Source organism: Cryobacterium lactosi (assembly GCF_004403945.1).
Classification (GTDB): domain Bacteria; phylum Actinomycetota; class Actinomycetes; order Actinomycetales; family Microbacteriaceae; genus Cryobacterium; species Cryobacterium lactosi.
Map to the genome: position 1 here is coordinate 36,521 of NZ_SOHM01000031.1, position 12,179 is coordinate 48,699.

Annotated in this window: 10 protein-coding genes and 1 pseudogene; 2 read left to right on the forward strand and 9 right to left on the reverse strand. The window is 60.1% G+C overall.

Annotated features, from left to right (window positions below; genetic code table 11):
• Positions 1-37 precede the first annotated feature (37 nt).
• The 5 genes from E3T61_RS13840 to E3T61_RS13865 form a co-directional block, all read right to left on the reverse strand.
• The gene (locus E3T61_RS13840; RefSeq protein WP_134641435.1) at positions 38-724 is read right to left on the reverse strand and encodes a hypothetical protein; all 687 of its coding nucleotides are present in this window, start codon (positions 722-724) and stop codon (positions 38-40) included.
• Between the two features lie 456 nt (positions 725-1,180).
• Positions 1,181-1,639 (reverse strand): hypothetical protein, encoded by a 459-nt coding sequence (locus tag E3T61_RS13850; protein ID WP_134641436.1) that lies wholly within the window; start codon positions 1,637-1,639, stop codon positions 1,181-1,183.
• A gap of 67 nt (positions 1,640-1,706) precedes the next feature.
• Positions 1,707-2,135, reverse strand: a complete 429-nt coding sequence (locus E3T61_RS13855; RefSeq protein ID WP_134641437.1) for a hypothetical protein — start codon at positions 2,133-2,135, stop codon at positions 1,707-1,709.
• Between the two features lie 150 nt (positions 2,136-2,285).
• Positions 2,286-2,519, reverse strand: coding sequence for a hypothetical protein (locus E3T61_RS13860; RefSeq protein WP_134641438.1), 234 nt, complete (start codon positions 2,517-2,519; stop codon positions 2,286-2,288).
• A 388-nt stretch (positions 2,520-2,907) separates the two neighbouring features.
• Positions 2,908-3,279: a hypothetical protein gene (locus tag E3T61_RS13865; RefSeq protein ID WP_134641439.1), complete on the reverse strand. Its 372-nt coding sequence runs from the start codon at positions 3,277-3,279 to the stop codon at positions 2,908-2,910.
• Positions 3,280-3,782: 503 nt separating this feature from the next.
• Here E3T61_RS13865 and E3T61_RS13870 point away from each other — a divergent pair.
• Positions 3,783-4,658, forward strand: a complete 876-nt coding sequence (locus E3T61_RS13870) for a hypothetical protein (RefSeq protein WP_134641440.1) — start codon at positions 3,783-3,785, stop codon at positions 4,656-4,658.
• Positions 4,659-5,615: 957 nt separating this feature from the next.
• Here E3T61_RS13870 and E3T61_RS13875 read toward each other — a convergent pair.
• The 3 genes and pseudogenes from E3T61_RS13875 to E3T61_RS13890 all read right to left on the reverse strand — a co-directional run bounded on the left by E3T61_RS13875 (position 5,616) and on the right by E3T61_RS13890 (position 10,248).
• A pseudogene (locus E3T61_RS13875) lies at positions 5,616-6,186 on the reverse strand (dihydrofolate reductase family protein).
• 403 nt (positions 6,187-6,589) lie between these two features.
• Positions 6,590-7,639: an LPO_1073/Vpar_1526 family protein gene (locus tag E3T61_RS13880; RefSeq protein WP_134641441.1), complete on the reverse strand. Its 1,050-nt coding sequence runs from the start codon at positions 7,637-7,639 to the stop codon at positions 6,590-6,592.
• 1,721 nt (positions 7,640-9,360) lie between these two features.
• Complete coding sequence (locus tag E3T61_RS13890; RefSeq protein WP_134641442.1) at positions 9,361-10,248, reverse strand: class I SAM-dependent methyltransferase; 888 nt, start codon at positions 10,246-10,248, stop codon at positions 9,361-9,363.
• A 580-nt stretch (positions 10,249-10,828) separates the two neighbouring features.
• Between E3T61_RS13890 and E3T61_RS13895 the strand changes: the two genes are divergently transcribed.
• Positions 10,829-11,194: a hypothetical protein gene (locus E3T61_RS13895; protein ID WP_134641443.1), complete on the forward strand. Its 366-nt coding sequence runs from the start codon at positions 10,829-10,831 to the stop codon at positions 11,192-11,194.
• 776 nt (positions 11,195-11,970) lie between these two features.
• Here E3T61_RS13895 and E3T61_RS13900 read toward each other — a convergent pair.
• Positions 11,971-12,177, reverse strand: coding sequence for a hypothetical protein (locus E3T61_RS13900; RefSeq protein WP_130177221.1), 207 nt, complete (start codon positions 12,175-12,177; stop codon positions 11,971-11,973).
• Positions 12,178-12,179 lie beyond the last annotated feature (2 nt).

Genomic DNA, 12,179 nt, shown 5'->3' on the forward strand with positions numbered 1-12,179 from the left:
GCCCTGAATATCAATGAACGGATAGGAAATGTAGAGCCTACTCAAGCTTGTAACTTACGTTCTTGTCTTCGAGTGCTTCGGCGGCTCTAGCCGCTGCGTTGATGTTGCGAACAACGAACCCTTCAGCCTCAATCAATACCCTTTGAGAGCCCCTAACTTCCATTTCTGTCGGCATGTCCGTCAATACTTCTCGCACTAGCGGCTCCAACAGCTTCAGCATGGCTGCTTTTTCTTCCTCCGCGAGCCGCCTAAGTTCCTCCCCAGTGGGCTCGGCGAGTATCCTCGTATTGGCATTCCTAGCGCGTTTCATACGATCTCTCAGCAATTTGTTTTTGCGTCGTGTATTCGTAACTTCTTGAAGGTTTTTCCAACTCGTCGTTCCGTCCACAAAAATCTTTGCGAGAACGCCGAGGAATATTAGGTAGCCTCCATTAGTCAAGAAGTCGATGACTGGCTTCAGATCAATGACGATTTGAACAGGACTGCCATATCCCATACGACGAACTCGAATTGATTCGCGGAATCGGCTTTCGCGGCTCGGTGACTTTGAGTTGTAGACCTGCTTCAGGGCGTCCTGCGCAGTAGATGCGCTGAACTCAAAAGCGAAAACGACCGCGTTGATGATTTCGATCAGGTCGTCAGCCGTGATGCTCGAAGCGACATTGTCGACGGTCACCACGATCTTCGTTGCAGAACTCGTGCCGACTGCGCTGTCTATGGTCATAAACGCACGATATCGCAAGTGCAGCGAGACGCATCCAATCACCATGAACGTGTCGAACTGTTCGGGTGTCGATCTGCTGCGGCGCTTGGCGGGACGGAGACCCCCGACCCGCTGCTAAGGTCACGACATGACGCCGACCCCTTCTCCCAATTTGGATGTGATTGTGGCAGCGTCTACCCAGCCATGGTGGGGTATTCCGGTGTGACGCACTTGCGGACAAACCCCTGACCGACCTGCAGCGCTCTGTGAAGTGGGTATGGCGTACTAACGTGTCGTCGACGGCTGGTGCTTCAGCCGCGGTGACTTTGCCGGCCACGTCAAGAGCATGTTTATTGACGGTGCCGCGCTGGACCCGGTACCGCCAGCGACGCCGGTGGGGATGGGCAAGTCGACGCGGGGTGTGGAGCTGGTCGTTTCTGACCCTGTTGGCGTGTGTCTAGTCGACAGATGACTTGGCTACTTCGAGGAAACCAGTTGCAAGTTTCCGTCCTGGTCAAATTCAATGTTGTCCTTGAACCATCGGCGCGCTCGGCGACGATCCGAGTGCCAGAACAACAAGCGCGAGTTAGTCGCGGCGGCGACCCTCACACGCTCGGTTCGGTCTGCCCTCGCCAGCGCGTCACTCTGAAGTGCAAGCCAAAACACCATCGGTTTGTCCTTTCGCGGGAGCACCGCGAACAGCCTCATGGCCGAGCTAGCGATCTCGATATCAGGCCGAGAATACATCCGAACGATCACCGGTCGCGCCTCAACGACAGGCACACGCTCGAGCGCATCCTGCACCCGACTCACGGCCTGCGCAACTCGCTCGCGGCGCGCATGGGCACTCTTCACAAACTCTGCCGCGGCGTAAGTCACGGCAGCACCCAACGCGGGTATGCCGGCGGCGATGAGTGCGACAGCAGCAGTATCCATGCCCCGATGCTAGCGGCCGCCAAAATGACTCCCAGCCCGTGCCTGACACCGGCTCACCTTCGAATGGCTAGGCGGCGGGCAAGTACAGCGCCCAGACGCTCGCGATCGTCGAGGCAACAAGGCCAATTCCGACGATCATTGCGTTCCCACCATTCCCTTTGGCAGCGAATCGAAGCGCCCGAATAACGGCACGATCGCCAGTCGGATCCGCATTGAGGCCATTCGGCGTGATGAGCCCCTCAGCCTTGAAAAGTGCATCAAACTTCTCATTCACCTCATTGCGACGCCGGTTTACTTTCTCATTGCGGCTCCCCGCAAGCTCGTAGTGCGACGCTTCTTCGAGCCATTCATCAAACAACCGCGCGCTTGTTGCAAGCCCAGCCTCTTGAACTCGGATAGTTTGATTCGCGCGTCGGACCAACAAGAAGGCGCCGAGCACGGGCAAAACGAGCCCCGCTGCGTAGAGGATGATCACGACAATTCGGGCAAAGTCCATCCCTGGATCATTCCACAGGCGTGGACGCTGAAGCAGCCCCAGAGCGGTGGTCCTCGATCGGGATCTGATGTCTGGCCTGGTCCAGGCCGGCGCCGGGGCGAAAGCACGCGGGCCCGGCCGCAGAGCTCTTACTCCGCCCGTGTCTTAATCTCACTTACCGAATCGAATTAGCACGCGATTAGGGCCTTCAGCGGCAACAGCATCATCCACAAACTTGCGGGTGTCGGCAGAGCCTGCAATTCGTTGCATTTTCCTGGTTGCCAGCGTACCGGCGATAAGCAAGATCAAGGATGTGCCCATGCATAGGACGGAGAGCACAGTGCTCTGCATTGTGCTGAATTCGACACCGCTGATTTTTTCGCCGAACCCACCGATCAGCGTCAAACAAGGCTAGCCGCGAGCATGATTCGTACTGTTTGCAGCCGCAATGGCTTGAGATACCAAAAATAGATCTCCTCAGTCACATCCTCGATGAAGCTGTCCGCGAGCTTCTGGGCACGGGATACATCTGCCATGCCTGCGCGAGTTGCGACGAGTCGTTCGAGAACACGAAGCCACGACCGCTCGCCCACACTGTGGCGCCTGCTGCAAGCGGAAGTCCGAGTACTGCTGCTGATCCTTGCCAATCCATTCGGTCAACCTAGAGGGTCGCCGCCAACAGTCAGCCGCTCGCCAGCACCAACCCTCAAGGTCGACGCAGCGGTCGGCACGGTGTGAACACACCGCGACGCCGGCAACGCACTGCACACGTTGCAAGCGGACGAGTGGCTCCCTACTTCACAAGCGAGATGACCAAGGCGGCCGCGGCAAACGCCAGCGAGGCCACTGTGCACCACAGCGTCCAGACAGCCAGCCTTTGCGTGCGCCTTTCAGACTCAGCTGAACGCACTTCGGCTCGCTCCGCGCTGAGCCGCGTCTGTTCTGCAAGTTCCAAACTCTTGCTCATCGCATCCACAAGCTCTTCAATTCCGGATGCGGTCACCTCAGACGCAAGCGCTGTGCGGCCCTGTGTTGCCAGGCCCTCCTTCCGCTGTGCAGCTGCAGCGCGCTCTCGTGCTACACGCTGGAGGTTGGCAAGGCTTTCGTTACCTAGCCGCATTGCCTCTGCTGCAGCATTTGCTGCCGACTGTCCCGCATTTGTCATGCTTCAAGTCTGCCAATCCCCGGCGCACGATCAAGGCCCAGAAACGGGGGCGCGTAAGAGTGAGCCTGCAGAACAAATCGACCAGAGGAATGACGAAGCTCAGCGCCGAACTCTTTGAAGGCGACTCGAAGCTGAGCGTTGCTCGTTGGTCCAGCAACAAGACAACGTTCGAGTTTTCGCTTGGCCCCTTCGGCGTAGACGTCGACAGCGGCACTATCGGACCACTCGAGGTCGCTGTAGGTTTGAGAGCTTCGTTGCGCAGCTGTACTCGCGGCTCAATCGGACCCGAGCATCATCGTGCTCAACATCGATGAACAACTCCTCGTGGAGCCATGGCAGCGGCCGTTGAACCTCCACCCCGACTGTGGAGGACTCGCGGAGCCACTCGTGTCATCGCCGCCCATATGGGCGCTCTCTCGCAGTGTCGTCAAGGCCGCAGACTGCCTCGATTGACTGCGCGTTGATCCTCAAGCCTGACGGAGGCCGAAGCTACGCTTAGGCCCATGGCCGAGAACAAAGAGATTGAAAATGCTGGATCAAAGTTCACACAGTTACTCGACGCTGCGGCAAGATTGCCAGGCGTGCGCATCAACAGGGCCTCCTACCTGCGTGCCGCGCTAAAGCGGCATTGTTCCGAAGAACAGATCGAGAGGGCGATCGCCGAGAGCCCAGCGGCCGCGGGCATTCCATTCGGAGTCATCACATCGGCAGCCAACGACTCGATCGGGTACGAAACAGCAAAGGTCACCGCGCTCTCAGCCGCTGCCGGGATACCCGGCGGGTTTGCCATGATCGGCACTGTGCCAGCGGACCTTGCGCAGTACTTCGGCCACGTGCTCCGCATCGCCCAGAAACTTGCCTATATCTACAGCTGGCCCAACTTATTTGCCGACGACGGCGAGGGCGACGAACTCGACGACGCCACGGAGGGCATTCTCACGCTCTTCGTAGGGGTGATGTTTGGGCTCCAGATGGCCCAGGGTGGCGTGGCGAAAGTGGCGAACATGATGGCCGCTCAGGCGCTGAAGAAGTTGCCGCAGCAAGCTCTCACCAAGGGGGCTATCTACCCAGTGGTCAAGAAAGTTGCGGCGTACCTTGGAGTCAGAATGACGAAGCAGATCTTTGCTGGCGGTGTAGCCAAGATCATTCCCGTCCTTGGGGCCGTGCTCTCGGGGGGCCTCACCCTTGCAACCTTCTTGCCCATGTCCAAGCGGCTCCAAAAGCACCTTGCCACCTTGGAACTTACGAAGCCAGGCCATCGAGCTGAAGAGGAAGATATCATTGACGCGACAGTTGTCGACGACGTTCCGCAGGACGAATTCGATCAGTCAGAGCTGACAGGCACCGCTGACTCCTCGGAACTGGTGGAACAGCCCTAACGAAGGACTTGCCGGCTGAGCGTTCGAACAGGGCGGCGCCGATGAGCGCGGTCGCTTCCGCCTCTTGATCAGCACGCTGTGAGACATCCTGTCCACGATGTCATGAGATCGTGTGTCCACGAGGTGTTGAGACAGGACACTCAAAACTTGTGAGTGCTTCAGCAGGGTCCATTGGTACACAGTAGGTGCCGACGCCGGGGGTGGTGTCTCATCCTCGTTGGCGTTGTAGCGATAGTCGCGTGGTATTTCTCCTGCAGGAGCTACACGGCCCTGGATGGGAGGCCGCATCGACGGGTACCGCGGGGCGATTCCCGCCCCGGCTTGGGGGTGATGAGTCCGTTGCGGGTGGTGGATGCGCACTGCAATAGTACGGATATGACTTTCACGTTGGCAAAGCAATACGGTACAAAGCATGGGCTCATCGAGCAATCCTCGCGCTTTCCACAAGGCGTGCAAGCGCTCAAAACCTTGGTAGGTGCTGATGTATGGGCAGAGTTTGACTGGAAGGCGCACGACCACAGCGCCTTCGATCACACACGCGTATTCGTAAAGAGTCCCAACGCAAGATTCAAGGCGTGGCGGGTGGGCTTCGGACCGTACCCGCCTACAGCTGACCGGACGGTCCTTCAAGAAGTTGCTGACCTTCTCCATATCAGTGTCTCCCTAGGAGACGAAGCACACCGAACATACTCCGTACCCGCGACCATGCCAGTGATGTACTTTCGCCGGAGTTGACGTTCTCGGGTCCAGCCCGCCAGTATCTCGCTTAGAGGAGCCGGGGTGGACGATCTGCGACGAGTCAAACGAGCGAGAGAACATCCCGGTCGACCACAACGCGGTGAGCTCTACGAAGCCGATCCATGTCTGCTCGCCCTGGGGCACGGCCAGCGCGGGGCAACCTGAACCCGAGCCGTCGTTCCGTCGCGAGGGAGCGGCCACCGGGCCAGGACAATCACGTCAAGCCGCAACTCGCGTGGGCCGGTACCTCAAAGCGACTGCCCCCGACCGGAACTCATGGCGGTCCACTAGTTCGAGTTGGATGTGCTCACGCAGTCCGGCGAGCAACGTCGGCCCGTGTCCGGCCAGGACCGGCTGCACAAGGAATTCGTACTCGTCGATCAACCCCAGATTTGCCAACGCTAGGGGGAGCGTCACGCCACCGACCCACAGGCCCTCGCCTGGCTCCTGTTTGAGCTGCCGAACCGCGTGCCCCAGGTCAACCTCGCACCAGCTCGGCATTCCAATCGACCTCGCTCAGTGTGCTCGACACGACGTACTTCTTCGCCCCGTCGATGGTCTCGGAGAACGGTTTCTGCCATTCATCCATCCAATCAGGCCACGCGCCCGTGGCCGGCTTCTGCCACGCCGATGCCATCATCTCGTAGGTCACCCGGCCGAACAGCAGGGCATCGGCTCGCGCCAGCTGAGCGGTCCAGTAGCGCATCGACTCCTCGTCCGGAGGGAGTCCTGCCTCTTGATGGCAGCAGCCGTCCAGCGTGACGTTGATCGAGTATCGGAGCGGTCTCATCTCGTTGCCCTCCCTTAATGCGCACAGACGGTCAGCCAGGCCACGTCCCAGCTTGAACTGCTCATGGCGAGCGTAATCTGCCCCGCCGTTTAAGGGCAGCGTCAGCGCTGCTCATTGAGGTTCCTTCCGTGGGCAGAAGGCCCAGCTTAGATGGCGGGTTGCCCGAGCTCGGGGTTCTCCCCAGCGGCGGCGAGCCGAGAGTGTTTGAGGAAACGGCTCGGCCGGCAACAATCGTGTGGCGGTATGTGCGACGCGGCCTATCTCAGCGATTTGAGCCCTCGGCCCATGTCGCAAGGCACGAGGGCGCTCGGTGCCACTCTTCAACCGGCGATCCGAATGGAGTCCCCAACCGGGCTCCAGAGCTATGTTGCATATTCAGGTAAAGCGGCAGCGCTGCGCCTATTCATAGCCATATCGACAGGGGCGCTTTGCGGCCAGTAAGTCGCGCCCAGTACGCGTGCCCCAGTGCTAGGCCTACGGATGTGAGGGTCAGGTTTCGGAATCCCGTGGCGTCAGAATCCCACATTTCTACAAGCGGTTTGAGTGCCGGAACGTGCGAGACGGCCTCTGTTGCAATTTCATCTTCCGACATCCGACCAATGCTCATGAGGGGACGCACCATTTCGAGATCCGACTCAAGCCCTGCTCCCTTCAGCCGGTCCGGAAGCTCCTCTTCGGCTATAAGGTTTAGCTGAATATTCTCGGGATTGCGGATGCAAGGCACCACAAGGTTGGCTCCCTGGAGTCTCGCCAACAACTCACCTTCAACAGTTGTCTCTGGGAATCCGTTCGTGAACAAGCCTTCGCTGCCCGAACAGGTCGCCGCACCGAAGCTCACCGAGCTGATCGAAATAGTTCCGACTCCTACGTACTCCATGTGCTGATAGTCCGCGTGACGGTTTGGGACATTAGTCCCAAGCGCCACCACCACCTCTTCGAACCGGGTGTAGAACATTTCAGGAGTCCCGGAGCCAACGTCTCTGGTGTACCGCAAGAAGAACACCCACGCGACCGCTCTTCGTTGTTGCTCTGTCAACTTGGGTGCCGATAGAATCGCCTCGTTAAGGGCGAGCGTCCGAAGGTCACGATCGGTCTGGCCAGCACGTGTCGCCAAGAGATCAATCAGGGCTTCCTTCAAGTCCTCCTCACCTGAGCGGGCGTACTCCTTCTGCGCCTCGAACAGAACGCTCTGCATATCTGGTTCGGCGAGGCTTTCCGCGCTTTTCGGATTGGTGATGCTCAGCTTGTCGAGGAAGTCGTTGGTTATTTCTTCAGCGCGGCTAACGGCTACGGCCTGCGCAAGTCCGCGCAGTTCAAGGGCGTTTGCCGTGAAGACGTCTAGAGCTACTTGGCGCGCCTCCGCCATGGTGAGGCCGTGCAGGTGAACGTCCCTACCGGCCTGTAGGTTCGTTGATCCCTCGCCGCCGGTCTGATCTAGCGGTACTTTACTCATCGTCGCCTCTGACTCCCATGTTAATGTCCCGTCCAGCCTGGTAATTTCTGGACCGACGCCCAGACTTCTGGCGTTGCGTGCCAACAAAACCGTCGTTCGTAAGGGGAAGGACTAGTCCGATCACGACGACCAACAGGCCGCTCCCAGTTATCGCGATCCCCAACCAACCGGGCCAGGTCCAAAAGTCTCCGTCCGCTTCTCTGGTGAGTAGGAAGAATCCAATTGCAAGGGCGCCACCCAGGCTAGCGATGACTCCTCCCACCTGCAGGAGACGATCTGACCACGACATCCCTCCACCATACTGGTGCTGATTAGGACAATTTCAGGATTGACCCCGTTCACGGTTTTGTGTGTGTGTGCTTCTGTGTATGTCTGTCGACTTTGTCGAGGGGGGGACGGCAACTAGGCTCCCAGGGCGATTGGCCAACAGTTTGTTGGCCGATTTGGCTCTGTCATTTCCAGGCTTGCGCGATGCCTGCACGTATTCCTCAATCGGGAGAAACCTTTCATGCCTTGGAATTCGGCTCGCAAGGCATCAGCCAGTTGGTTGAGGGCGGCTGTGCCTGAGCCGCCTCGTGCTTAGCGTAGGTTGCGGGCGTTGCTGATGTTCCAGTACAAGCCGAGGAGGTCTGTGTTTATGCGGCGTTGAGCACGGAGACGGGCGCCGCGGGCGCAGTTGTCTGGAGACGGTCGCATGCTGCCACTGCTGGGTGTGGGATGGTAAGCATATGCACTCTTCAGAGCAGAAGATTGAGCTCTAAACCGATGATTTCCGTGTTGTAGTTTGCTTCGCCGCGGCGGGCCCTCTCGAAGCCCTGTTATTTGTTCCAGCGGAGCCGTCCATGCGATCCGCGACCGGCAGTGGCCGCAGTGAAGGCATTTGCCAATGGCGGACGTCGGTCGAACGTCATCGGGATTGGGGTCAGATGCGATGGAGCGCCAGAAGGATGCCGCTGGTTCGGTCGCGTCTTGGAATGCCACGGCTCACGGCCCGAAATGCTCTCGCGTGATGGATCGCACTGCCGTTTTGACCGATCCAGTAGCGCGTCGATTCTTCGTCCGGGGGAGTCCTTGCCTCGTGATGTCAGCAGCCGTCGAGCGTGACGTTGATCGAGTATCGGAGTGGTCTCATCGCGTTGCTCTCTTTTGATGCGCACCCCGCGTTCGTCGGGCCGTTCTTGACCGATTGTCGGTGCTGTGTCTCAAAATCGCGCCTAGCTCATAGTGCCGCCGTAATGCGAGCCAGACCGAGACCGAGCGCACGACCGATCGCCATCACCGGCGATGCTCGTCACATGCGGCGGCACATGGGGGAAGAGGTTGAGAGGGGGCTCGTGATAGCGCTCAATACGGGGTTCACAAGGTCATCATTTACTCATCTAATTCATCTCTATTTGACCCAAAACGATGACCTACAATTGGAGACAGTGAACCGCCCGGTTCCCTGTAAACACAGGGGAATCCGCGAGTATCCGGACAATTTCGGCTTCAACCGAATTAAGGCTGCAGCCTTCCGGGGGTCGCAGGTTCAAATCCTGTCAGCCCGACATTTAGCCCCGGATTTACGCGCAAGTAACGTAGTCCGGGGCTTTGTCGTTTCAGGCCAGTCAGGATTTAGTCAGGATGACTTCAGGCGGTCAGGACAAACCCTGACCGAGTACTTCGGCTTGCTTGGCTTCCACGGCCCTAGAGGTCGTGAGGATTACAAGAGAAGGTGGCGATCAAGCTGGCTCATGCGGCGTTGATTTGCCGGGTTCGCGTGGCACCTCATTCTCCCTCGCCTTCGACAGCGTAAATATCCCGTAGCGCATCGCACCGGTGCGGTAGGCCAGGATCAGGCGGGGGAAGCTCAGAACGAAGATGCGATTGCGTGCGCCAAAGGCGAGACGACGGGTCTCGCGATCGACGAGCAAGGCCTTCACAAGTAGACGGCCGCAGATCGTCCATGTGCGCGCGACGCGGCGACTGACATCCTCATAGCCAGCGATCGCAAAGCCCGCCGCCATTGCCATCGCCTCATACTCCTCGCGCGTGCCCATCGATGGCAGGCGCCCTTCGCGGCAGATCGGCTCGAGCAGGTGGCGAACCTTCCAACCGCTAGCATCAGTCTCGGCGAGCCACGCGCAGACGACGAAGCGACCGCCGGGCGTGAGCATGCGATGCGCCTCGGCGAAGAACCTGGGTTTGTCGACCATGTGCTCGCTCGACTCGATCGCCCATGCGGCATTGGCCGAGGCATCGGCCAGCCCGTTGACAAGCCAGTCGCGGAGATGGATGTCCACCTCGGGTTCGGGATGCGCGGCAGCATAGTGGGCCTGCTCAGCGGAAAGCGTGAAGCCGGTAACGCGGACCCTGCGCGTTACCGCGAGCTGCCTCGCGGTGGAACCATAGCCGCAACCGATGTCGACGCACGCCTCGCCGGGCATAAGGCGCAACCGATCGCCGACGGTGTCGACAAGCGCCTTGACGGCCTCGGCGGGCGTCTCGCGACCCGTCGCCCAGAGCCCGTGATGAACATGCTCACCCCACACCCGACGATAAATCGGATCGAGCTCGTCGTAGTGATCCGCGACCGCCATGGCGCTCTGGGAAACATTGGGGACGATCACGCCATCAGATTACAACGCCGATCCATGGCATCGGAAGGTCTCATCTCTCGACTCCATAGCTACTAGCGTCGTTGCTGTGAAACGCGGGCGCCGGTGCCCGTGGGGTGTCCGTGCTTGGAAGTGAAACGAAGCCCGAGGGCAGCGTGCCATCGAAGAGGTCACTGTTTTTTGGAGCCACCCTGCGAGCAAGGTGGTGATGGACCGGTCGTCGCTCGTGACGTGGGCAACAGTAAGGCCACCGGTGTCGCCCAATTCGGTCAGTTCAGTGTCAAGGTGCGCGGAAAGAGCCGTCGCCCGGTTCGAGTTCGCGGGGGCACCCGTGGGAAGTGCCGCTGAGTGGCCACTGACGGGTTTCGGCCCTGCTGACATAACCGGTCCTATCGGTCAGTTTGGCTGTGGGAGGACGCCGCTGTCTCTCACGGGGAATGATCGTGCCGCTCATGTGCTCGGCGTTGGCACCTCGTATTGGGGCCTGTACGAGACTAGGGCGAAGCCCGTACGCTCACGACGAACCTTCTCTTCGCGCTTACCCGCATGGGCACCTTTACCCGCTCGTCGACCCTTGGAGCCCCGCCTTCCGATGAATCTCCGCACCGCCGTCGCCTGCGTTTCTCTCGCTCTCGCCCTTACGGGATGTAGCTCGTACTCCGACCTTCAACCCGGTTACCAGGACCACCTCGACAGCCGCGACGACTACGAGCAGTCCGAAGAATACCTGGCGGCAGAGGGTGAGTATTACGCCGACCAGCAGGTGGCCGACGACTTCACCGCGAGCGGGTGGCGGTGCTACTGGGACCCCACCATGAACGACGACTGGCACGACGACTACATGTGTTCCAACGGCGTAGACAACGACCGCCCATACCTCATCCCGGACGACTCGTTCGTGGAGGGGTGGGAGATCGACGCAGCCGCAGCCGACTACGAAGCGACCCTGAACCAGTAGGCGAGGGAGCGCACGGACCAAAGCATGGCCGGGGCGCCATCGGTGGTCTGGATGCGCAGGCCAACGCTGTGTGAGTCTCCGCCTTCAGCCCCGCTCGTCCGCTGACCCCTGACCGATGGCCAACTTGACCGAGATGGAAGGTCGGGCCGCCGGCCGGATCCGGCGCTGGCACCCGGGGCCTGGAGCTCCTGGGTGTCTGCGCCTGCGGGGCAGCTTCGGCTGGCCTATGTGCGGCAGCACCCGGACCGCCGCTAAGCCCACAACGGAATCGAACCTGAGAGCTGAGGAGTGACATTGGTAGACGGCGAGCCTCCAATGGTTCCGACCCGAGGGTCGAACCCCGCCCCGGCTGGCGGGTGGTCGTGGAACCTCACCGACTACGAGGTCGGGTACCTGCGCGCATTCAACGTCCGCCCCGTCCGCGACGGGTAGCCGGGCACAGCGGAAGAAAACTCCCGACTGGACCAGGAAGCGGACGGGGTCCGGCTCCGGCCACTACCGCCGACGCTGCTGCCGCCGCCTCTGATGCGTCCGTGGCGCCGACACCAGTTGGTTCTTTGGGCGTCGGTGGCCGGGGTCATCGTGCTCAGCGGCGCAGCAGCCGCGGTGCTCGGCCAAGCGCGACTGCGCCGGTTGGCGCTTCCCCGATCGTAGCCAACGAGGCAAATCAGGGGAGGCGCGCCGCTACTCGTTGTTACCAAGACTTGATACCGGTGGGATATGACGGTGGCCCCGCGCCGTCCGCGCGGGGCCACCGGATCCTTGCTGGTGCTCGGCTATTCCGCTGAATTCTGCTTCTTCGGACGCATCAGAATGATCCCTATGGCGAATATTGCAGTAACACCGCCGAGAATCATGGTCAGCGCTGCTTGGCTCGATTCGTGCGGACCGAATATTGCAGGGAGCGTCAGGACAAGAGCGGCTCCCGACACGACCAGTCCGATGAACAGTGCAAAGAATGTGCGGGACGGTTTCCAACTCATGG

What these genes read in the sequence shown, in the direction of transcription:
- E3T61_RS13840 (WP_134641435.1), bottom strand. Translation starts at nt 724, where the DNA reads ATGACCATAGACAGCGCAGTCGGCACGAGTTCTGCAACGAAGATCGTG.
- E3T61_RS13880 (WP_134641441.1), bottom strand. Translation starts at nt 7,639, where the DNA reads ATGAGTAAAGTACCGCTAGATCAGACCGGCGGCGAGGGATCAACGAAC.
- E3T61_RS13870 (WP_134641440.1), top strand. Translation starts at nt 3,783, where the DNA reads ATGGCCGAGAACAAAGAGATTGAAAATGCTGGATCAAAGTTCACACAG.
- E3T61_RS13865 (WP_134641439.1), bottom strand. Translation starts at nt 3,279, where the DNA reads ATGACAAATGCGGGACAGTCGGCAGCAAATGCTGCAGCAGAGGCAATG.
- E3T61_RS13855 (WP_134641437.1), bottom strand. Translation starts at nt 2,135, where the DNA reads ATGGACTTTGCCCGAATTGTCGTGATCATCCTCTACGCAGCGGGGCTC.
- E3T61_RS13850 (WP_134641436.1), bottom strand. Translation starts at nt 1,639, where the DNA reads ATGGATACTGCTGCTGTCGCACTCATCGCCGCCGGCATACCCGCGTTG.
- E3T61_RS13900 (WP_130177221.1), bottom strand. Translation starts at nt 12,177, where the DNA reads ATGAGTTGGAAACCGTCCCGCACATTCTTTGCACTGTTCATCGGACTG.
- E3T61_RS13895 (WP_134641443.1), top strand. Translation starts at nt 10,829, where the DNA reads ATGAATCTCCGCACCGCCGTCGCCTGCGTTTCTCTCGCTCTCGCCCTT.